The organism is Chitinophaga sp. 01L420 (genome assembly GCF_056399985.1).
In genome coordinates this window covers 1-23978 of sequence record NZ_JBFTSK010000054.1, presented here as the reverse complement: position 1 = coordinate 23978, position 23978 = coordinate 1, and the positions used below count along the sequence as shown (strand labels likewise).

16 protein-coding genes and 1 riboswitch are annotated in these 23978 nt (G+C 45.6%); of the genes, 4 read left to right on the top strand and 12 right to left on the bottom strand.

The annotated features are described in order from the left end of the window. Positions 1–117 precede the first annotated feature (117 nt). The 6 genes from AC1DP6_RS32005 to AC1DP6_RS31980 form a co-directional block, all read right to left on the bottom strand. Positions 118–1902 carry a RagB/SusD family nutrient uptake outer membrane protein gene (locus AC1DP6_RS32005; RefSeq protein WP_477058505.1) on the bottom strand — a complete coding sequence of 595 codons (1785 nt, stop codon included), beginning with the start codon at positions 1900–1902 and terminating at the stop codon, positions 118–120. A 25-nt stretch (positions 1903–1927) separates the two neighbouring features. Further along, positions 1928–5311, bottom strand: coding sequence for a SusC/RagA family TonB-linked outer membrane protein (locus AC1DP6_RS32000; protein WP_477058504.1), 3384 nt, complete (start codon positions 5309–5311; stop codon positions 1928–1930). A 215-nt stretch (positions 5312–5526) separates the two neighbouring features. After that, positions 5527–6711, bottom strand: a complete 1185-nt coding sequence (locus AC1DP6_RS31995; RefSeq protein ID WP_477058503.1) for a FecR family protein — start codon at positions 6709–6711, stop codon at positions 5527–5529. 74 nt (positions 6712–6785) lie between these two features. Beyond that, positions 6786–7370, bottom strand: a complete 585-nt coding sequence (locus tag AC1DP6_RS31990; protein WP_477058502.1) for an RNA polymerase sigma factor — start codon at positions 7368–7370, stop codon at positions 6786–6788. A 94-nt stretch (positions 7371–7464) separates the two neighbouring features. Further along, a complete protein-coding gene (locus AC1DP6_RS31985; protein ID WP_477058501.1) occupies positions 7465–8304 on the bottom strand; it encodes a helix-turn-helix domain-containing protein in 840 nt (279 codons plus the stop codon). A 9-nt stretch (positions 8305–8313) separates the two neighbouring features. After that, positions 8314–8922 (bottom strand): TrmH family RNA methyltransferase, encoded by a 609-nt coding sequence (locus AC1DP6_RS31980; protein WP_477058500.1) that lies wholly within the window; start codon positions 8920–8922, stop codon positions 8314–8316. Between the two features lie 119 nt (positions 8923–9041). Here AC1DP6_RS31980 and AC1DP6_RS31975 point away from each other — a divergent pair, with 119 nt between their 5' ends. Continuing rightward, positions 9042–11738: a hypothetical protein gene (locus AC1DP6_RS31975; RefSeq protein ID WP_477058499.1), complete on the top strand. Its 2697-nt coding sequence runs from the start codon at positions 9042–9044 to the stop codon at positions 11736–11738. A gap of 106 nt (positions 11739–11844) precedes the next feature. Beyond that, positions 11845–12228, top strand: a complete 384-nt coding sequence (locus tag AC1DP6_RS31970) for an SdpI family protein (protein ID WP_477058498.1) — start codon at positions 11845–11847, stop codon at positions 12226–12228. 77 nt (positions 12229–12305) lie between these two features. On the opposite strand, the gene AC1DP6_RS31965 is transcribed toward AC1DP6_RS31970, so the two are convergent. From AC1DP6_RS31965 to AC1DP6_RS31945, 5 genes are all read right to left on the bottom strand, one after another. Beyond that, on the bottom strand, positions 12306–15488 hold the full coding sequence (locus tag AC1DP6_RS31965) for an efflux RND transporter permease subunit (RefSeq protein ID WP_477058497.1): 3183 nt from the start codon (positions 15486–15488) through the stop codon (positions 12306–12308). Positions 15489–15516: 28 nt separating this feature from the next. Beyond that, positions 15517–16653 (bottom strand): efflux RND transporter periplasmic adaptor subunit, encoded by a 1137-nt coding sequence (locus AC1DP6_RS31960; RefSeq protein WP_477058496.1) that lies wholly within the window; start codon positions 16651–16653, stop codon positions 15517–15519. A gap of 18 nt (positions 16654–16671) precedes the next feature. Next, positions 16672–18006 (bottom strand): TolC family protein, encoded by a 1335-nt coding sequence (locus AC1DP6_RS31955; protein ID WP_477058495.1) that lies wholly within the window; start codon positions 18004–18006, stop codon positions 16672–16674. Positions 18007–18468: 462 nt separating this feature from the next. Then, complete coding sequence (lipA, locus tag AC1DP6_RS31950) at positions 18469–19368, bottom strand: lipoyl synthase (protein ID WP_477058494.1); 900 nt, start codon at positions 19366–19368, stop codon at positions 18469–18471. A gap of 36 nt (positions 19369–19404) precedes the next feature. Next, positions 19405–20217, bottom strand: a complete 813-nt coding sequence (locus AC1DP6_RS31945; protein WP_477058493.1) for a hypothetical protein — start codon at positions 20215–20217, stop codon at positions 19405–19407. 192 nt (positions 20218–20409) lie between these two features. Between AC1DP6_RS31945 and AC1DP6_RS31940 the strand changes: the two genes are divergently transcribed. Further along, on the top strand, positions 20410–20817 hold the full coding sequence (locus AC1DP6_RS31940; protein ID WP_477026558.1) for an OsmC family protein: 408 nt from the start codon (positions 20410–20412) through the stop codon (positions 20815–20817). Positions 20818–20929: 112 nt separating this feature from the next. Here the strand turns inward: AC1DP6_RS31940 and AC1DP6_RS31935 are convergent, their stop codons facing one another. Continuing rightward, positions 20930–22213: a DUF2851 family protein gene (locus AC1DP6_RS31935; protein WP_477058492.1), complete on the bottom strand. Its 1284-nt coding sequence runs from the start codon at positions 22211–22213 to the stop codon at positions 20930–20932. 126 nt (positions 22214–22339) lie between these two features. Then, a riboswitch (SAM riboswitch) is annotated at positions 22340–22458 on the top strand. 186 nt (positions 22459–22644) lie between these two features. Here AC1DP6_RS31935 and AC1DP6_RS31930 point away from each other — a divergent pair. Further along, positions 22645–23823: a trans-sulfuration enzyme family protein gene (locus AC1DP6_RS31930; RefSeq protein ID WP_441577346.1), complete on the top strand. Its 1179-nt coding sequence runs from the start codon at positions 22645–22647 to the stop codon at positions 23821–23823. The last annotated feature ends 155 nt before the right edge of the window (positions 23824–23978 follow it).

Here is a 23978-nt window from a genome sequence, read left to right as displayed (position 1 = left end):
TCTGTTCAACCCTATATCAAAATCCAGGCTACTAAATACATATGATCTTCTTTAGTAACAGAAATGCCGCCCCTGAGTAAGAGGCGGCATTTCTGTTACTAAAGGAAATGCTCAGTGTTACTTCCATCCATCCGTTTGTGCCAGATTACTATTGAGTTGTATTTGTTCCGATGGGAGCGGTTCCAAATAGTATTTATCCAACCAGCCTGTCGGTACAGGGTAAAACACCACCGATCCATTGCTATTTAAGGCAATAGGTGTTCCCGCGCCGTAATCCGATACTTTTACTTTGGCACCCAGCAATTGCTTGTTGAAATATTCACCCTTCTTCCATCTTTTTAAGTCATTAAAACGGAATCCATCTCCCATCAGCTCTATCCGTCTTTCCCTCCTGATTTCCCATAAAACCGGATCTATGCCAGCATCTCTTTTATTATCGAAGGCGCCGTTTATATCAGCGACCAGCATGTTGGGAAGTCCGGCTCTTGGACGTAATTTATTAACCGTCATATCCGCAATACCCTGATTAAACTGTCCCAGTTCCCACATCACTTCTGCATAGTTAAGCATCGTCTCTTCCACTCTGAAAATAGGAAAATCGGTAGTGGCTACACCAGTAGTACTTACATCGGTAAAAGTATTATACGGTTTGTAGTAATAATATCCGGTAGAGGTATTCATAAAGCCCTGGGCACCGGCAGTTTTATCATTCAGAAAGTGTGGCGCCCGGTACAGGTAATACCCTGCCCAGTTTGCAACAGGCAACCTTTTCCTGTTGGCATCATTACCTGGCAGCGTAGCCATGAAATCAATAAATTCATTGTCAGCCGGATTACTGGTACGGGTATACGTTGTTACCTGACCGGATGCAATTACCCGGTAGGGGGGCAGTACGGTAAAGTATAGTCTTCTATCTCTCTTTCTGAACTCTGCATTCATCGTAGAGTCGCTGTATCCGGTAATAGTGGTGGAAATGGGTTTACCATCCGCACAGAGGTAACTTTCTACTGCGTCCTTTGATAAATCAGAACCCCATGAGGAAGTACGCACATAACGTGCAGCATTGTGACCCACCTGACCAGTAATGTATTGACGAGCCAGGATGATACCCGGTTTCCCTACCAGTTCGTCTGAATTAAATACATCATCATAGCTGCCCATCACATTAGGGAAGGAAGCCAGCAACTTCTCTGAGTAGGTTTTACACGCATTAAGGTAGGTACTTGCGTCCGGCATATTCCGGTACTTACGCCAGGTGCCCTCAAATAATCCGAAGCGAGATAACAATGCCCGAACTACATGTACATTAATTGTGTTGGGACCATCGCCATCTGTTTTGATGTGCGACTCCGCCCATACCAGGTTATCCAGGATGTTTTTTGCTACCTGATCCCGGGGGGTTCTGCTACCATACAACACGCTGGTAGAAGTATCTGATACCTTATGCTCAATCCATGGAACATCCCCATATGCTGCCAGCAAATCGTAATATCTCATCGCCCTGAAAAAATATCCCACGCTCCTCCAATGATCTTTATCTGTTTGATTCATCAAAGACTGATCAATATTATCCAATGCAATGTTAACCCTGCGTATGAAACTGAAATCCCATTGTGTACCCGAAGTCACAGCAGGGATAATCTTTAACTGAAAAGCATAAGGTGATTTATTGGCAACGTTATAACTGTTTACAAAATTATCTGAATTGAATTCCCCTCCCGGCACATCAATATCATAATAGGGCAGATATTCATAACAACCCCACATATACGTTTTGAAATTATCAGCTGTCTTGAAGGAAGTAGCTTCCGTCATCTGATCCAATGGTAATTTATCGAGATAGTCTTTATTACAGGCTGCTGTAGCCAGCAAAGACAGTAGTAGAAATGTATTTCTTTTCATTACACGCATTTTAAATAATCAGTCATTAAAAGGAAGCATTAACACCGAAGGAGAACATTCGCATCATCGGGTAATTAATACCATAGCCTTTGTCATCAGTAGATGTTGGATCTAAACCTTTAGGGAATTTGCTGAAGGTAAAAAGATTCTCACCACTGAAGAATACCTGTAGTTTGTTGAATAAAATCCTTTTTAACATGGATTCAGGAAGACTGTAAGCAAGACTAAGATTCTTTACACGCATATATGCGGCATTGGTGAGATACCTTGTCTGCACGAATTTGTTAGTAGCAGAGTTACCGGCCGCTTTGGCATAAATACGCGCGTAATGTGCATCGGTATTAGTAGGCGTCCAATAATTCAGCTCATGCTGGAATATCGTTCCAAACTCATAGTTGTAGGGGAATGTCAGGTTGTTGCTGAGCCAGAGATCACGTTTACCAACTCCCGCAAGAACAAAAGAAAAGTTCCAGTTTTTATACCCAACGCCTCCATTGATACCATACTGCAGGGCCAGCCGGTTGTTACCTATTATTGACATATCGCCGCGATTAGCCAGCGTATTTTGACCGTTGGTAATCACACCATCGCCATCAAAATCTTTATACAACACATCTCCGGGGTTAGGCGTCACGAGGTTCGAGCCATTTCTTATCTGCTTAACAATACCGGACTTAATGACACCATTGTCGAAATCTGATTCCTGGTATAACCGGTCGGTGGTATATCCCCAGATTTCGGTCATATCTTTCCCTACATAATAAGTACTCAGAGACCCCGCCTTGTTATTATCGAATTTGGTAATTTTTGATTTGAAGTCATAGAGGTTGGCGGAGATGTAGTAGTTAAATTCTCCCACCTTATCTCTCCATTCCAACAACAGTTCATACCCCTGTGATTGCAGGTTGGCAGCATTTTGCAGCGGAGCACCGGTTCCTAATACTGCCGGCAATTGAATAGCGCTGGTAAGCATATTCAATGTCTGTCTCTTATACCAGTCGGCCGACAAATTCAGGCGGTTATCCAGGAAACCAGCATTGATACCGAAGTTCAGCGTTCTGACAGTTTCCCAGGTAAAATTAGGGCTGATCAGTCCCGGCGTACTTAAGGTGGTAGGCCGGCTACCGCCCACCATCCAGCCAGTCAATGCCGGATTCATCGCATCCAGGAAGCGATAGGGCGCAATATCCTGGTTACCCACTTCACCCAGTGAAGCCCTTAATTTCAGCTCCGATAATACAGGCTTGAGGCGGCGCATGAAATTTTCTTCTGATACGCGCCATCCGGCGGAAGCAGAAGGAAAGAAACCCCATCTGCGGCTGGTAGGGAATTTGGAAGATCCATCCGTTCTACCGTTTACTTCCAGCAGATATTTTCCCTTATAATCGTAGTTAATACGCCCAAAGAACCCTTGTACACTCCATTCCAGATAATTGTCATCGGCTGTAAGATTGCCCACAGCAGTAGAAATCGAAGGCAGATCGGCAGATATCATCTGTGTCTTGTTTGCCCAAAGCGCTTCGCTATGAAAATCATCCTGATTATAACCTGCCATCACCGTGAAGTTGTGGTTCTTGAATGATTTATTATAGTTCGCGTAAACATTCAATGTGCGGCGATCGTCTGATTGGTTGGACTTATAGAAACCGGCATTGTTGGGAGGTACCGTTGTTTTCACCACAAATTCAGAAATATCAGCGTAGTTAAAAGACTTGTTGTAGCTGGTAACCGTTTCCCGGAGATTTTCATACAGGTATTCACCCGTAATGGTAAGCCCCTGTATTGGTTTGGCAATTACCTTTCCCATTAACCGGATATCGTCAAACCGGTCTTTTGTAGGTACTGAATTCAACAGGAGATTCTTTGGTGTGCCGGTTGGATACAGCACGCCCCCGATAGTCATGGTATCCACCGTTGGTACATAAGAAGGGCTGTTGCTGGCGGTTCCCCACAACCAGGCGCTGTTGGGATCCGATTTAACGGAGTTGTAGTAACTCGCATCCAGTTGAGTAGTCAGCCACTTTGTAACATCGGTACTGAGATAAGACTTTACGTTATAACGTTTGTAGGAGTCGGCATTGGAAATCATGATACCATCTTCTTTTACAGTACCAAGAGAAACGCGGTAGGCTGTTTTTTCTGAACCTCCGCTTACGGCGAAATCATGCATCTGTTGTATACCTGCGTTGTCGAATAGCTGGCCGATAACATCTGACTGGGCCAGCTGGTATCTTACACCTGCATCTGTGGCATATCCCAGTGGAAATTTGGAAGGATCTGCTTTATAATCATTGAGCAATTGCAGCCATTTATCCACATTCTGACCTGTCCAGTATGCGCCGTAGCCCATGTCTTTATAGGCTTGTACAGTAGCCAGCGGACTGGCTGCCTTAGGGATAGAACTGGGGGTGGAAAATGTAAAGTTGTTGCTGTAATCGAATCTTGCCTTACTGTTTTTTGATCCTTTTTTTGTGGTGATAAGTATAACGCCAAAAGCGGCGCGTGCGCCATAGATGGCAGCGGAGCCAGCATCTTTCAATACAGTAACGGTTTCAATATCATTGGGGTTCAGCATATTGACAGGTCCGCTGAAAGGGATATTGTCTACAAGAATCAAAGGGCTGCCACCATTAATGCTGGTGGTACCGCGGATATTGAAAGAAAAATTCCCGCCCGGCTCACCGGTACCTGAGGTAACCTGCAAACCAGGAACAATACCCTGTAAAAGTGTACCAGCAGTACTGGCAGGCCGGTTACCAGCCAATTCATCCATTTTAACCGTATTCACAGAGCTGGTAAGATTGGTCTTCTTTTGTGTACCAAATCCCACCACTACAATCTCATCTATTTTTTTATCAGACGGTTTCAACACGATGTCGAGATTACCGGATTTTGTCACCGGTATCTCCATAGGGTCGTAGCCTACAAAGGTGATGACCAATGTCCCTCCTTTGTCGGGGATATGAAGTGTGAAGGAGCCCGTGGCATCCGCGGCGGTTCCCTTATTGGTACCTTTAAGCGATACAGTAGCTCCGGGAAGTACCTGACCTTTCTCGTCTGTAATACGCCCCCTGATAATGATATCACCCAATACTTCCGCAGCATGGGGAGGTGTTGCCCGCTCTTTGATCACGATTGTTTTTTCGTAGATCTTATAATCAAACGGCTGCCCGATGAAACATAAGGCCAATGCCTTTTCCATCGGCATGTCGCGGATGGTAAGTTCTACTTTGTTGGCGCGCTCCAACAAGTGGCTGTCGAACCAGAAATCGTAGCCTGTTTGCCTGGTGATAGACCGCAGGACTTTCTCCAATGAAATTTTATCTGCGGTAATTGTCACATTCTGAGCGCTCGTTTTGGCTGACAATTGCAGGCAGACAGATAATAGGAATAACACTGTCAGTTTCATAATCAATAGCTTCTTTAGTAAAGACCATTGGCTGAATTCCCTTTTTTGAGAGGAATACAAGAAAATCATACTTTTGTTTTTAGGCGTGTCAAAAAATAGCTTCTTACCAGGAAGCCGTGTTTACGATCAAAATGTTTGCGCATGCCTGAACCAGGCCGGAGGTCTTACCAGGACTTCCGGCTTTTTTTATTCATAGCAGTTTTTGTGGCAGGATGCTAAGGCAGCACCGTCAGCTTTTTACCTTCGAGCTGGAAATTTATCCCATATAGCTCCATAATTTTTAATACAGCCGTCAGGCTTTTGTCTCGTGAAATTTTTACGGTGAAGAAGCGGTTAGGTACTGATCCCTGGTATACAACTTCCACATCATACCATCGACCCAGTTGCTGCATAATAGATTTCAGGTCTTCATTTCTGAACTGAAATACATTTGTTTTCCAGGCAAGCGCTTCTTCCATGTCAGCGTCCTGGTTTATTAATAACTGGCCATCTGGTGGTGAAATGGCTTGTTGTCCGGCAGTCAGCGTTTTCATTGTTCCTGATTTATGTTGGCTGATCTGAATTTTTCCTTTTACTAATGTTGTTTTTATGGTTGACTCATCTTCATATGATTTAATATTGAATGCCGTTCCTAACACCTTAATCTCCTGGCCCTTACTTTTTACAATAAAAGGCTGAGTTGCGGCAGCGGCTACATCAAAGTATGCCTCTCCGGAAACGCTGACCAGTCGCTCCTTTCCGGCAAAAGGCACCTGAAATGAAATGGTGGATGCTACGTTTACCCATACCTGGCTGCCATCCGGCAGGGCAATGAGCAATGGTTTACTCCCCCTGGGAACTGTGATGGTATTGAGTTCCGGGGCAGCTGCCCGGGAATTGTACGCATATTCAATTTTATCCTGCGATAATTTCTGTGCAAGGTTACCACCCGGTACAATATCGGCACCAGTCTGCAAGCTGTCTATGTACACTCTTTTACCATTGCTTAACGTTACATAAGCCCTGCTGGTGGCTGGAGAAGGAATGTCTATGCGCTCTTTCCGGGTGGTGGCTACCGGTATTAGCGTAGGTGTACGCCAGCGATTAACCAGGTAAACAGATGCTCCCGCCACCAATAAACAAACGCTGGCGGCATACAGTGCTATCCTGCGGTAGTTACGGACCGAACGAACATTAGTCACTGTATATTCCTGCAGTTGTTGCCATATCCTTGTTTTGGTATGATAGATGTCCTGCAACTCCTGCCTGACAACGGCTTCGTTGCGAAACTCCTCCATCAATGCATAGTTTTCAACATCGGCATTCAACCATGTATCCAATTGCACCTGTTCTTCAACGGTGATTTCCCCTGAAAGATATTTCAGGAGGAGAGCTGTTATTTGTTCCTGTTCCGGCGACATTGAGCGCGATTTAGTACTGGTTGTATTAGATAAACACCACCGATGCTAAATTGTCCCGGTTTTTTTTCTTTTTTTTAGTGAGATAGGAAAATAAGGAGATGCAATAATTCATTCTTTAACAATTTCGTGCGTAATTGTTTGATAGCCGCGGTTTTAAGGTTTCTGACCGTTTTTTCGCTAATCCCCGTCTGGCCCGCAATTTCAGCATTTTTAAACCCTTTAAGACTCAATTGCAGGATATTGGCCATTTTTCCTGGCAGTTTCTCGATYTCCAGGTACAGGTGTCGGTAGATTTCCTCCCTTACATCACTGAATGATTCCAGCGATAGTTGTTCATCTGATTGTTGTCTGGCTAACTCCTGGTGACGACGGTTCATGCGATCTTCATCCCTCAGATGATTGAGACATGCGTTTCTGGCAATAGTATATAATAATGGGCTGATATTGGAGTACGTAGTCAGATTACTACGTTTATCCCATAGCTTCACAAACGTTTCCAACGTTATGTCTTCCGCAACCTGCCTGTCTTCCACAAATTTCAGCGAAAAAGAGAACACCAGCAGAAAATAATAGTTATACACTGTTTCGAATGCTCTTCTGTCGTTATTGGACAGTTGCCGGAGCAATACTATTTCATCAAATGGTAGGTAGGCAGACATTACTAATCAATCCTGTATCTGTGCTAATATAGTAAATGCCAATGTTTCACACAATTATTCTTTCCGTGTAGCAACAGTCAACCGGGCTGCCTTTTCAGGAGTAATGCCTTCCCGGTCCGGTGGTGCAAAACGCTTTACCTGCTATCTGTTTGATAAATATTTCCGGTGTGGTACCCAGGAAATGATGAAAGTCTTTTATCAGATGACTCTGGTCATGATACCCAAAATCATGGATCAGGTCATACCAGTCGATCTCTGTACCCGAATTGTTTTCTATACTGTTAATCACCTGTTTGAAACGGAGAAAACGCAACATCTCTTTAGGAGAATATCCTACATACTTTTTAAATCTTAACTGTATGGAACGTTCTGTTAATGCTGCATCTGCTGCAATCGCTTTAGCTGGCTGAATAAGCGGATCTTTAAAATATTCCGCTCCCTGCAGCAGCGGCCGGGCCGCATCTTCTGCGTCATGCATGCACGTGCGGATATAATCACTTAGTATTTCTATCCGCTCTTCTATAACAGCTGTTTTGCTCAATATCTGCAACAGTTCCTCGTAACCGGAGGTAATAATATGCGCATGCAGTTTTTCTCCATCCAGTTCATCTACCGGCACCTGGAACAACCGGTAAAATCCATCCAGGTTAAATATCACTATCAGCAGATCGGCGTCCGGCAACATTTCGTAATTCAACATTTTTCTCAATGGCCCCAATACACCTACCTTATCTACCTGCATGGCTCCCAACAGTTCTCCGGCGAAAGAAATCCTCACCGGTGAGCCGAAATTGAAGAGCAGCATCATTTCATAATTAGGCGAAAGATGTTGAATAACAGGCAATTCATCTGCAGCTGTTTGCATTACATAAAAGTGCTTCACTATATCCGATAGTGGTGGTTGCACCTCAAAACGTTTACCTGTTAATGCCATAAAGAAAAATTAAATCTCGTCTTCCTGTAAATCTTCTGCTTTAAAGCCCCACTCCGTCAGCAGGGTATTATATTGTGCATCCGGCAATCCCTGTTGCTCATAGTGCCCTGCCAGCGTTTTCTGGCGCATGGCCTCATAGATGCTCACGGCACAGGCCACTGATATATTTAATGACCGGATAATACCCATCTGCGGAATAATAAAATTACCATCGGCCATCGCTCTTACGTGATCACTCACACCATTCTGTTCATTACCAAAAACCAGTGCCACTGAGCCACTGAAATCTATATCATATAAACTTACCGCATCCGCTGCCAGGTGTGTGGTCAGTATCTTATCATAATGTTTACGCAGTTCCTTAAAACAATCCGCTGCATTATCAAAATCATGTATGGTCAGCCATTGCTTGGCACTGCTACTGCTCCGGTGTCCCCAGTTCTTTATCCGGGGCGGCTTTGAGGTGATAATATAAATATCCTGTATACCCACGGCATCACATGTACGCATTACTGCAGCCACATTATGCGGGTCCTGTACATCCTCCAGCACCACTGTTAAATTAGCTTGCCGTTTGTTTAATACCGACAGTAACCTTTCTTTTCTTTCTGGTGTCATACCGCAAAAATAGCAAAAAGCGGAAAGCAGAAAGCAAAAAGCTAATCTCCTTTACCATAGCTTTTTGCTTTTTGCTTTGAGCTTTCTGCTTATCTTCACCCCCAAATTAAAATTAACCTATGCTCAAAAAGATCCTGAAAATTGTGGGTATCACAATGGTGGTCTTGATACTGGCCGCTATAGCCATACCCTATTTCTTTAAAGACAAGATCATTGCAAAAGTAAAAACGGAGCTTAACAACCGTCTCAATGCCAAAGTGGATTTCAAAGATGTGGATATCAGTCTATTCCGTCATTTCCCACGCCTGGCTGTTGGCCTGGAAGACCTGCAGGTAGTAGGCATCGGTGAATTTGCAGGGGATACCCTCCTCGCAGTAAAACAGATCGATGTAGCCCTTAACCTCATGAGTGTAATTAAGGGAGATAAGATGGATATCTATAACATCGCCCTTATACAGCCACGGATACACGCTATCGTAAATAAAGACGGCGCCGCCAACTGGAATATTACCAAACCCGATACCGCCGCCGCCACGCCCGCTGATACCAGCAAAAGTAAATTTGCCCTCAGCCTGCAGCAATATAAAATTGAAGACGCCTGGATCAGCTACGATGACCGGCAGGGTAACATGGCGTTACTCATCACCGGCCTAACCCATCAGGGTAAAGGCGACTTCACACAGGACCAGTTCCTCCTACAAACCAGCACCGTAGCAGAGGGCATCACCTTCAGATATGGACTGATCCCTTACCTATCCCAGGTTAAAACCAAACTGGATGCCGCTATCCAGGTTGATAATAACAGCAGCACCTATACGTTTAAAGACGGTAAAGCATCTATCAACAACCTGGAACTGGCACTGCAAGGATTTTTCAAGCTGGTAAATGATTCCACCTATGGAATGGATATGAGCTTTAAAGCACCTTCTACTAATTTTAAAGACCTGTTATCATTAGTACCCGCCGTATACAAAACAGATTTTGATAAGATAAAAACCAGCGGTACTGCTGCTTTTGATGGATTCGTAAAAGGCAACTACTCCCCTGTACAGATGCCTTCTTTCGGACTGGACCTGGCCGTAAAAGATGGCTTCTTCCAATATCCTGATCTGCCAAAACCAGTAAAAAATATACAGATAGCCATGAAGATCAGTAACCCGGACGGTGTACCTGATCACACGGTAATAGATATGCCTACCGGTCACCTGGAAATGGATAACACGCCACTGGATCTCCGCTTACTTGTTAAAACGCCGATATCTGATCTGTATGTGGATGCTGCCGCCAAAGGAAAACTGGATCTCTCTAAAATCACCCAGTTCGTAAAACTGGAAGCCGGCACCAACCTATCCGGTTTGCTGGATGCGGATATCAGTGCCAAAGGCAATATGAGTGCCATCGAAAAACAACAATACGATCGCTTCTATGCCGCCGGCACCCTGCAACTGAGCAATATGCTCTACAAAAGCAAAGACTACCCCGATGGCGTAAAAGTGAATAATCTTTCTTTACAGTTTAACCCTAAAAACGTAACGGTAAAAGACCTGAACGGACAATACCTGGGTACTAACTTCGAAGCAAACGGAGAAGTGAATAACCTGCTCGCCTATACGTTTAAAAATGCACCACTCGATGGTAAGCTCAACTTCAAGGCAGATGAAATAAACCTGGATAAGTGGATGGGCACTACGCCTACTGCTGCCGATCCGGCTACTGCTAAAAAAGACTCAGCCGCCGCTACGCCTTTTGCCGTTCCCGCCAATCTGAATCTGAGCTTACAGGCCAACGTCAATAAAATACACTACGATAAAGCTGATCTGACTAACGTAGGCGGCAACCTGCTGGTGAAAGATGAAACAGTAACCATGCAACAGCTCAAAGCCAATGCACTCCAGGGGACTATGGAAATCAACGGCAGCTACAGCACCAAAGCCAGCAAAAACAATCCGGATATTAACCTGGCGTACAATGTGCAAAACCTGGATGTACAACAAACATTCAACACCTTTAATACCGTACAGAAGTTAATGCCAATCGGTAAATTCCTTTCCGGAAAAATTACCTCCCAGCTAACCATGCATGGCAAATTAGGGAAGGATATGTCGCCCGACCTGAGCACACTCACTGGCGACGGGAACCTCCTGTTGATACAGGGTTTTCTGAAACAGTTTGCACCGGTAGACCAACTGGCCAACACCCTGAATGTGGCACAGCTGAAAGATCTTTCCCTCCGCGATATTAAAAATTACTTTGCTTTTGAAAATGGTCGCGTAAAAATCAATCCCTTCAACGTAACAGTAGCCGGTATCAAAATGAATATTGGCGGTTCACATGGGTTTGACCAGTCACTCGATTACACCCTGCAACTTGCATTGCCCCGCAGTATGATGGGCTCCGCAGGTAACACCCTGGTGAATAACCTGGCATCGCAGGCGCAAAGTAAAGGCATCCCTGTAAACCTGGGAGATAGCGTACACCTGCAGGTTTTAATGGGGGGTAACATCCTCAAACCAAGTGTAAAAACAGATCTGCGTGAAACGGCCAACAACCTGAAAGCACAGGCCGCTGAACTGGTGAAAAATAAAGTAGATTCTGTAAAATCGACCGTAAAAGACAGTCTTAACCAGATCAAAAACACCGCAGTGAATTCGCTGAAAAATGAATTGAAAAATCAACTCAGCGGCAAAAAAGATTCTACAACAACTACCGGCAAACCACTGGAAAATGTAGGCAAGCAAGCTGGTGAATCTGTAAAGAACACACTGAACGGACTGTTTAAGAAGAAAACCAATAACACCGATACTACCAAACACTAAATACAGGCTGAAAGAGATTTACGCGGATCCCTTCCGCGTAAATCTCTTACCCTGATCCTGTTATTCCCAATTTTTCCGTAACTTATGGTAACCAAACCCCCGGACCATGTTGTTGCGTTTCCTCCATACAACCTACTGTAATGCTGCGATCTTCGCCGGTGTAATATTCTTTCTGATGGGATATATTATTCACCGCTTTCCGCCTAAAAGCACGAAATCCTGGTATGGTTACCGTAGTTTCCTCTCTACCAAAACACCCGAAATGTGGCATTCCGCCAATGAATATGCGGCCTATATTTCCCGGCGGATAGGTGTCATCCTGTTGGCGACGGGCATCGCCTGTGCGCTGATATTTGAAAGCCAGTCTGACTGGTTCCTTTATATCACCGTAGGCGCAGTAGTAGCAGGTACCATGTATATGGTGGGAGACACAGAGTGGCAGTTAACCCGGCATTTCGATAAAGACGGTAAACGTATTCTTCCCGAATAAAACAAAGAAGGCGCTGCTTGCGCAACGCCTCTCTGCATATGTAATTATAAACCCTACTTTTAAAACATCCGCTTCACTTACAGTTTCCCCTGTATATCATGTTCAGGTACTGACTGATAGCTTTCCTTCATTTTACGAAGCTTTTCCTTACCATATGCCAAACGTGTTATCACCACGTATAGCACCGGTACAATAAAGATCGCCAGGAAGGTAGCAGTAAACATACCACCTAATACAGTCCATCCCATGGTTTTACGTGCTTCCGCACCCGCACCGGAAGAAAACACCAGCGGAAGGATACCCAGCAGGAAGGCCAGGGAAGTCATGATAATAGGACGTAAACGCAGCTTCGCTGCTTCCACTGCCGCTGTTACCAGGTCCATGCCCCTATCCACACGTTCTTTCGCAAATTCCACGATCAGGATCGCATTCTTGGCCGACAAACCAATCAGGGTAATCAAACCGATCTGTGCATATACGTTATTACTCAGCTTGGGCAGGAAGGTCAGCACCGTAATGGCACCAAAGGCGCCAATAGGGACTGCCAACAGCACTGAGAATGGTACGGACCAGCTTTCGTATAAAGCGGCCAGGAACAGGAACACAAAGATGATTGACAGGGCAAAGATATATACCGTCTTAGACCCCGATAATAATTCTTCGCGACTCAAACCGGAAAACTCATACCCGTATCCATCCGGTAATGTTTCTGCTGCCACTTCTTTCAATGCCTTGATAGCATCACCACTACTATAGCCCGGAGCAGGACCACCATTTATTTCCGCAGAACGGAACAGGTTATAGTGAGAAATCACCGGTGCGGTTTCAATAACCTTGTAAGAAGTCAGTGTACTCAACGGCACCATAGAACCGGCTGCATTGCGTACAAACAACTGATTCAGGTTCTTGATATCACCACGGTAGGTAGAATCCGCCTGCGTTACCACGCGGAAGTTACGGCCGTAAATAGTGAAGTCATTGATATACGCACTACCCATATACGTTTGTAATGCAGAGGCGATATCGGATATTTTCACACCCATTTTCTTCGCCTTTTCCCGGTCTATGTCCAGTTGATAACCCGGCGTACGCGCGGTAAAGAAGGAAAATGCCTGGGCTATTTCCGGACGCTGATTAGCTGCGGCCAGGAACTTCTGTAACACCCCTTCAAAGGCCTTGATTTCACCTGCTCCTCTTTGCTGTAATACAAAGGAGAAACCGGCAGTTTGTCCCAGACCTGGAATAGCCGGCGGTTGAATTACCACCACATTCGCTTCTTTATACTTACTCAACGTTTTCCTTACTTTAGCCACCATACCGGTGATCTGCAGCGAATCCGCTTTACGTTCCGCCCATGGCTTCAGTGAACAGAAAATCGTGGCACTGTTGGATTTGGTAGCGAAGCTCACCGCATTCAAACCACCTAATGCCGCATAGTGCGCAATACCCGGTATCTTTTCCAGGTCTTTCATCATCTGCGACATTACGTTTACGGTACGTTCCGTAGAAGAAGATTCCGGTAAGTCAAAAGTGATGATCAAACGGCCTTCATCTTCCGTAGGAATAAACCCGGTAGGCTTCGCCTTGAATAACATCATCGTACCTACGAAAATGCAGACCAGGATTACCATAGCAAAACGGAAGTAACGAATACTTTTCTTCACCCCCATAGAATAGCGGGAAGTAGTATGTCCGAACCAACGGTTAAATTTAAAGAAGAACTTGTTCAGCCCTTTTGAATCCTTGTCCAGGTGCATCGGCTTCAGCAACAGGATACACAACGCCGGTGTTAATGACAACGCCACAAAAGCGGAGATCATTACAGAGATGGCGATGGTGATCGCAAACTGCTGGTATAAACGACCTACGATACCAGGTATAAATCCTACCGGTACAAACACCGCTGCCAGGATCAATGCAATCGCAATAACAGGTCCGGAAATTTCTTTCATGGCCTGTGTGGTCGCATCTTTCGGCGTCATTTTCTCATGATCAATATTATGTTGCACCGCTTCCACCACCACAATGGCATCATCCACCACAATACCGATAGCCAGTACGAAACCGAACAGCGTTAAAGTGTTAATGGTAAATCCAAGTGGTATAAAGAAGATAAAGGTGGCGATAATAGATACCGGGATGGCCAGGATAGGAATCAAAGTAGCGCGCCAGCTCTGCAGGAACAGGAACACTACAATCACCACCAGTATCAGGGCTTCCACCAGGGTATGTACTACCTCTTCAATAGATACTTTTACTACTGATACAGATTCAAACGGTACTACATAATCCACATCCTGCGGGAATTGCTTTTTCAGCTCTTCCATCGCGGCGGTTACATTGGCAGCTGTTTCCAGCGCATTGCTACCAGGCGCCTGGTATACGAGCAGATAAGCGGCACGTTTACCATCTACGTAGTTGTTACCAGCATAGTTAAATTTACCCAGCTGCACGCGGGCTACATCTTTCAGGTATACCAGTGTTCCATCCGCAGGGCGGGTTTTCACGATGATATTTCCAAATTCCTCCGGCGTAGATAAACGGCCTTTGGTGAAGATGTTGTATTCAAATGTTTGCCCGGTTTGCTGTGGTGGCGCACCTACAGAACCCGCAGTGATCTGCGCGTTCTGTTCTGCCAGAGCAGCGCGGATGTCATCGGCGGTAACGCCCATTTCGGCCAGCTTATCGGGTTTCAGCCAGATACGCATACTGAAATCATCTGCACGGGTAAAGATATCACCTACTCCTTTTGCTCTCAGCAACGCATCTTTTACGTATACGTTGGTATAGTTAYCCAGGAAGGTAATGTCGTGTGTGCCTTTGGGAGAATACAGGGCTACCAGCATGAGGATGCTGGGGTTACGCTTCCTAACGGTTAAGCCTAAACGCTGTACTTCCTGTGGCAGGGTAGGTTGTGCAATACCCACACGGTTCTGCACATCCAGGGCAGCAATATTGATGTCGGTACCTACTTCAAAGTTTACCGTCATACTCATTTGTCCGCTACTGGTATTGTTGGTGTTGATATAGGTCATGCCCGGCGTACCATTCACCTGCACTTCCACGGGGGTAGCAACTGTTTGCTCCACCGTTTGTGCATCCGCGCCGGTATAGGTACCTGTTACCTGTACGGTAGGGGGTGAAATCTCCGGATACTGGCCAATGGCCAGGTTCATCATCGCCAATATCCCCACCAGTACCAGTACAATAGATATCACTATTGCCGTTACGGGTCGTTTTATAAAAGTATCTGCAATCATGATCTTCGCTGTTGATTCTACTGATAAACTATTTCTTCGCAGGCGCGCCTTGTGGTGCGGCTGGTATTCCAATCTGTATTTTTCCACCATCACGTAAACGCTGGAAACCTTCAATAATGACCTGATCACCCGCCTGGATGCCGTCCATGATCACTATTTTGTCGCCGAGTTTAGGCCCCAGGTGTACTTTCTGCTGGGCAGCTACCGAATCTTTTGCAATAAATACAAAGTATTCGCCCATCTGCTCTGTGATGGCTTTGTAAGGAATGATCAGCCTGTCGCCGGATTGTTCATTCAGTACACGCAGCACGCAGCTCATACCATCTTTCAGCTTATCATCGGGGTTATTGAATTCAATACGCACGCGGATAGTACCGGTTTGGTTATCCACACCACGGTCAATCGCAAGTATTTTACCGGTATGTACATATGCTGTACCGTCAGATAACTGCAGGCGGAACGTACTATCGTTGGCGTCACCCTTGCCCTGCATGGCAGCAAAGCGGGGAATATCATTTTCTGTTACCACAAAATCCACTGCTATCGGATTTTCACTGGAGATGGTATTCAACAGGGTAGTGCCGGGACTCACCTGAGCGCCCAGTTTCACCTGGGAAATACCAATGCGTCCGGTAAACGGTGCTTTGATGAGGGAATAGTCGAGGTCAGTACGCACAGAGGCCAGACTGGCTTCTGCCGCCGCGAGCTGGCTACGGGAAGTTTCCAGGGTAGCTTTCGCGTTATCCAGGATCTGACGGGCAACCGCGTCCTGGTCGGCCAGGCGCTGGTAACGGTCGTCATCTTTCCTCGCTCTTTCAAAGCTGGCTTTTGCACTGGCTACATTGGCCTGTGCCTGTAAGTAAGCCGCTTCATATTTACGACGATCTATTTCATACAGGGTTTTTCCTTTCTGCACAACTTCCCCTTCTTTAAAGAAAATACCGGTAATAAATCCGCCTACCTGAGAACGCAGTTCCACCTGGTTCAACGCTACTACAGAGGCAGGGTATTTATCGTAATAAACGGCCGGTGCTACAGATGCTGCTGTAATATTTACCGGTGTAGGGGGAATTACAGGCGCCGTTTTCTTAGCAGGACCACTGCAGGCAGATAAGCCCAGGATACTGGCAGCGCTGATTAAGACAATGTTGTTCATTTTTTTCATATCCGTTCCGGTTACCATTTAATAATTAGCTGTTAAGGTTCCTAATGCTTTTTGCAGATCTATCCTGCTGGACAGTACCTGGTACATGGAATTATAAAAATTCAGTTGTGCAGAGCGCAGCTCTGTTTCAGACACCAGTACATCGAGGTACGTTTTAATACCTTCTTTATACTGCAGCTGCAACATATCATATACATCCTTTGCCATCTGCACATTTTCTTTTAGTGTGAGATAGTCGTTGTAATTACTCTTGTAAGTAGCCATGGCCTGCGCATACTGCGAATTAATCTGGCTTCTCAAAGCTGCATAATCCCATTGTGTACGCTGCAACTGCAGTTCCGCCATCCGGATATTATGCACCCGTTTTCCTCCCTGGAAAATAGGCAGCGATAATTTGAGCCCCATTAAAGAGTTCGGATAATCATGACTATACAGTTTATTGAAGTCAGGACTCTGGTAAGCAAAGGAATAGTTGATAAATGCAGATACAGTAGGCAGATAACTCCATTTGTTGTACTTCAGGTTGGCCTGCAACAAGCTTTCTTGTGTTTGGAGTAACTGGTACTCTATGCGGCTTTTATAGTCTGCCGTCAGCAAGGTATCCTCACCAGTTACCTGCGATGCTACCGCGGAAGAATCGGATGTCAGTGGTACATCGCCGGCATTAGTTGGGTATCCCATCAATTCCTTCAGATAAGCCTGCTTGGCTGTCAGCAGCTCGCGGGCAGCCTTCTGTTGGGCACGGGCATTATTCAGGGAAATGGTGGCACGCTTGGCATCTGTTTTATCCACCACACCACTCGCATATTGGTTATTCGCATCTTTCAGACTGCGTTCCAGGCGGGTAATGTCTTCGCTCAGCACCTTTATTTGTTCTGCGGTCAGCAGCACATCATAATAGGCTTTGCTCACACTGGCCACCAGGTCTATCTGATTGCGCGCAGTAGTTTGCTGGCTCTGTTTTCGTACATCCCTGGCCGTATTTGTGGCCAGCAACAGATCCCGGGTAAAGATGTTTTGATTTAACCCAAACAGCGCGGCAGAGGAGTTCGCCACGCCCTGCTGCACAGGACTACCATTAAAGATAGTGGTGGGTATCTTCAGGTAATGCTGGATATTATAGTCCAGATTGATCTGTGGATACCAGTCGGCCAGCTTACTCTTCACTGTTCTGTCGGTAATCGCTTCATCAATAAGCGACTGGCGTATGACCGGCTGGTGTGAGATGGCATACCGGATACATTCCTGCAGGGTAGCGCTGGTTAACAGGGAGTCAGTAGATTGCTGTGCAAATAGCTGCGGGGAAATAAACAATCCGCAGGACACAGCTAACAAATAAAATGCTCTTTTCATAAAAGGCTTTTGACATTCAGTTCATCATTGTACCAATCGAAAGAAAATAATGCCTGCACAAAAAAGGAGTTGGCTTTTTATCTTCTTCGCTGCATTTGACTAACAGCTAAAAGCTAGGCGCTAAACGCCTTTTACCGGCATTGCATCATTATTCTTTATTTGTTATATAGCCATAGGCGTTATAACAGTATTAATTACCGCAAAAACATGTTAAGCCGTAATCGCTACAGCAAACAGGCAGGTTGATTAGAGAGTTGCTTATTCAAAATCGTCTGAAACATTAGCAGCACGGTTTCCAGGTGTGGTTCCAAATTTTTGAACACAACGTATAACAGAGAAGTAGGTTAGACAACAAACATTTTGTTGTTAGGTAAAATCAATTCGGGCGCTAAGATAATGTTATGAAAACAAAAATCCACCCTTTTGGGTGGATTTTAACAATTAAGTGAAAGTCAGTTCCGGTTATCCTTTATTACGACCGCTGACAATATGTTTTTCTGCATGATAAGACGATCTTACTAACGGTCCGGACTCTACGTAGTCCAGTCCCATGTTGTAACCTATCTCGCGCAGTTCGGCAAATTCATCGGGATGTACGAAGCGTACTACCGGCAGGTGCTTAGGCGTAGGCTGCAGGTACTGACCCAGCGTGATGACATCACAACCGTTGTCGTACAGATCCTGCATGGCTTGTACTACTTCTTCTTTGGTTTCACCCAAACCCAGCATAATACCGCTTTTGGTACGCATTCCACCTTCTTTCAGGCGGCGGATCACTTCCAGGCTGCGGTGATATTTTGCCTGTATCCTCACCTGTTTGGTTAAACGTTCTACTGTTTCCAGATTATGAGATACTATTTCAGGCGCCACATCGATGATGCGCTGGAGGTTTTCCCACTGACCGCGGAAATCCGGGATCAGCGTTTCCATGGTGGTGTTAGGATTTAAAGCCCTGACTGCATTGATGGTATTGGCCCAGATGATAGAACCACCGTCTTTCAGCTCATCTCTGTCTACAGAGGTGATAACGGCATGTTTTACTTTCATCAGGTAAATGGCTTCCGCCACGCGCTGAGGCTCGTCAAAATCTACTGCTTCCGGGCGGCCGGTAGCTACGGCACAAAAACCGCAACTGCGGGTACAGATATTTCCCAGGATCATGAAGGTAGCAGTACCAGCTCCCCAGCACTCACCCATATTAGGGCAGTTACCACTTTCACAGATCGTATGTAATTTATGGGTATCTACCAGGCTTCTCACCTGTTTATAGTTCTCGCCTATCGGTAATTTAACGCGCAGCCAATCAGGCTTTTTTACTCTTGTTGTAGCCGGTTCGGCGGCTATTACGGGTAGTTCTTGCATCGCTTATTCCTTTCTTTAGAAAAGCAAAGTTAACACTTATCTCTTATTCCAGCGCTTCCCGAATTGGATGCTTACATATCCACCAAAAAAGAACTGTTTGTTATAGTCTACACCTTCCGACACCACCATAATTGGGATCTTTTTAGTATACATTTCCCCATTTACCCCTACTTCAAGGGCACTTACCACCTCGTTAAAGTGGGCCCAGTCGAAGCGCATACCCACTTTGGCGTGTAAACCCGGTACCACACTGAGGTTATCCCAGCCCTTCCCAAATCCACCGGCTCCGTTGATGTCGGCGAGCTTCAGGAAAGCTTCCGGATCAGAAGGGTCATATTTTACGTCTTTATTCTCACCGGTTGCGGTAACCATATTCAGGTAATAAGGCTTCAGCAGCCCCAGAGATATGCCTCCATAGTAGATCAAGTCCACCTCTACCCCGTTTTTATTGGCTTTGCCACCTATCAGATAGYGCTGCCCCACGCCCAGCTTGGCCTGGTAAAAATTATTCCGTTTACCATATATGAACGGGCGCTGGGTATAAGAAAAACCACCACTTTTCTTTACTTCTTTATCGCTTTTCTTCTCCCCAAACTCAAACTGGAAGTAGTTGACTTTCTTTCTGCTCTTGCGATACCCCATTTCCACAAATCCACCCCAGCCATCGGTAGTGATCCTGCCGCCCACCGAAAAATCACGCTGGAACACATTCTCCCCCTCTTCCTGTTCACGGAAAATAGAGATCTTCTTCAGCTTACGCTGCTCCTTATCGCTTTTTTTGCTTTTTTGCGTAGTCGTGTTGGTGGTATTAGTGGTTTGCGCAAACAAGCCGCCGGATATCATTGCCAAAAACAGGATTAAGTATATTTTTTTCACAGTGGGCTATTATTATAATAAATAAACGCTTGAACAAAGGTATTGTTATGTATATATTACAAACGTAGCTAATTTTTTTTTAGTTTAACAGCCCACCCACTTTCCATGTTGCACTTATACTGAAAATACATTTATTTTTACGGTTAGATCATAAAAAGAAACAATATGCAAACGGCATCTATCATCTATAACGGGGAACTGCGGACCACCGCCACACATTTACGGTCAGGCACTGTGATTGAAACAGACGCACCTGTAGATAACAAAGGCAAGGGAGAACGGTTTTCTCCTACTGACCTGGTGGCTACCGCACTGGGCTCCTGCATGCTCTCTATTATGGGGATCAAGGCGATGGAAAACAACTGGGCGATTGAAGGCACCAAAGTAAGTGTCCTGAAAATTATGGGCACAGAACCCCGTCGTATCACCGGCGTTACCATCGTATTCGACTTCCCTGCAGGCCATAACCTGGGCGAAAAGGAAAGAACTATACTTGAAAGAGCTGCCCATACCTGTCCGGTAGCTAAAAGTGTACACCCTGATTTGGTGCAGGATGTTACCTTTAACTGGTGAAACAGCTTTTAGCTTTTAGCTTTTAGCCGTTAGCTTTTAGCTTTTAGGAAATGCAGCGGAGAACATATTATGCTGATCTTCGCTGCATTTCCTAAAAGCTAAAAGCTAACAGCTAACAGCTACTCAGGATCTTCACCCCGATTGCACAATGCAAACACCGCTTCTCATCACAGTAATACTGCTTTAATTGTAACAGTGCCTGTGATTCCATCGCACTTTCGGGTATTACCCCCAACTCCGCCCAGCTATTGGTAATCCTGTTTTTTTCTGCCGGCAATTGTTGCAGGAAATGAAGGGCTTTCTCCTGGTAATATTTAAGGTTCTTTTGCTGTCCGTACAGGAACAGGAGCGGTAATACCGTATTGATAAGTATACCGTGCACCGCCTGTTTCCCCGGACGGTGCGTCTGCAGCACCTGCTGCCCAAACCGGTAATGGGTATGCCAGTAAGCAGACGGCTGTACGAAAAACAATTGTTCCAGCGCCGTTACCTCTGTGGCTTCCAGTATCCTGGAAAACAAGTGGGTGGTGTGCTGCAGCAACGCCGCAAAAGCTGCCAGCCGCATAKTAGGAAACGCTGCCGGGCGCATCCGCAGCCAGTTCCAGGTGTGGGGCGGCATAGGACAAAGCTTATACTTGTGGCGCAGGTGAAAATAGATCTCCTGCAACTGCAAAGCATATACGTCGGCATGCGGCTCCTCCAGCATCCCTGCCTGTCCGAATAACAGGGCTTCCAACTGCATTCCCTGGTGCCGGTGCCGCATGAGCACTACATGTGGCAGCGATTGTGCCACCTGCAGCAAGGGCAGGGCATTAATGGGCATGCCGTAACTCTGCGCCACTGCCCAGTAACAGACTTCTTCCCAGTTAAAATGGTTGCTTTGCAGCCAGGCGCGCAGGGCTCCCATCTTGCGCTCCCAGCGCTCTGCCAGCAGCCGCTCTTTCCAGCTAAGCCAGGTCAGTTGTGGTACCAGCGCGGCATGTGGCGCACAGGGCACAAAAGGTGTCAGCTCCCGCAACTGCTCATAACGCTGCAGCAACAATTTGGGAATATACTGCTGTAACTCCAGGCAGGGCACTCCCGGAATACGATCGGCCGGCATATCATGTACAAACACTACATGCAGAATGATACGCCCATACTGCAGGTTATGTTGATGCCCATGCCGGAACCAGTCGGAAGTTCTCAGATGCAGCTCTACCTGCCCTACCCATAAAGTAGTGCCGATCCTGATTTTTGCAGCCGAAAAATCAGGTCCACTGTGATGATTATGAAGTCCTGGATATAAGATCTGAACGGGTTCTCCACTGGTAGTGGTAAGATGGTCCTGCTTAAATAGCCGGAACGCCCAGATGTGCTGGAATAGCTCCTCAGAGAGCAGCGGGTTAACAAACATAAAGACATGGTTGGGTGTAAAATAATATCAGCTAAAGGTAATAAAACATCGTTTAATAAATAAATTCCCGATTCAATTTGGAAATCTGATCAAAGTGATATTACCTTTGCGCCAGTTCTTACACATCACTTATCCAGAAAGGCGGAGGGACTTGGCCCTGCGATGCCTTAGCAACCTTTCCTGATTTTACGATCAGGAAAAAGGTGCTAATTCCTGCCCCGGTGCAAATCGGGGAAAGATAAGTTGGCAGAGATAATACTTCACAGATATATATAACTTTCTAAAGGAGCTCTTCCAACACCATGGGAGAGCTTTTTTTATGCCCTCCCCACTCACCTTTCATGGATTTGTTGTTGTTTAAGTTGATCTTTAATGATAAAGTTGCAGCAGATAATTGTGCACATTGAACATCATTAAAAATACTTAATAACATGAAAACAGCTACACAACTGATTCATAGCATTCCGATAGACGAACTGACAGGCGCTATTTCTGTGCCTATCTATCAAACATCCACCTTTGTGCAGGAATCACCCGGCATAAATAAAGGCTTTGAGTTCTCGAGGGCAAACAATCCCACAAGAAAAGTGCTGGAAGACCTGATCTGCAACCTGGAAGAAGGGTTTGCCGGATTTGGGTTTGCCAGTGGTATGTCGGCCATAGATGCGGTACTGAAGCTGTTAAAGACCGGCGATGAGATCATGGCGGTGGAAGATACCTACGGTGGCATCTTCCAGATATTTAACCACATGTTTGAACGCTTCGGTATCAAAGTTAATTTCGTAGATACCAGCAACATCGATAAAGTACTGGCCGCCATTACGCCCAATACAAAAATCATCTGGCTGGAATCCCCTACCAATCCAACATTGCGCATTTCTGATATCAAATCTATCAGCAAAATCGCCAAACAACATAATATCCTGCTGGTAGTAGACAATACTTTCAGTACGCCTTTACTGCAACAACCCTTAACACTGGGCGCGGATATCGTTATCCACAGCGCTTCCAAATATCTTTCCGGTCACAGTGATGTGATTGCCGGACTGGTAGTCGTTAACAGCAAAATACTGGCAGACCAGATCCGCTATAATCAGAATATTTCCGGTAGCATCCTCAGTCCTTTTGAAGCATGGCTGACCATCCGCGGTATTGAAACACTGTACCTGCGCCTGGAAAAACAATGCAGCAATGCCACCGCTATCGCTAACTGGCTGGCCGCCCACCCCGCTATCGATAAGGTATATTATCCCGGACTGGCTACTCATAAAAATCATCATATTGCCCGTAAACAACAGAAAAATTATGGCGCACTGGTGAGCTTTTCCCTGAAAAGCGACAATATCAAAAATGCCATCCGCATTGTAAACGCTACCAAACTATTTAAACTGGCTGAGAGTTTCGGCGGCGTGAAAAGTATGCTGGCCCATCCGGCCACCATGACACATCGTAACATACCGGAAGAGTTCCGGAAAAAAACAGGTTTACAGGATTCCTGTATCCGTTTATCAGTGGGTATTGAAGATGCCGAAGATCTGATCAACGACCTGAAACAGGCGCTGGATAAATTAAATCATCCGGCCGGCAAGCAAATTACTGTTTTACAATAAAGCCCTTAGTGGTTAGCACACCACTTTGGCCTTCAGAAACTGATCATCTCTGAATTGCCAAAGACTAATTGCTGAGGGTGCAAGCTCAAAAAAAAGTATGGAAAACAAGACCATCAATTTAGGCATTTTCGGATTCGGCGTCGTAGGACAAGGAC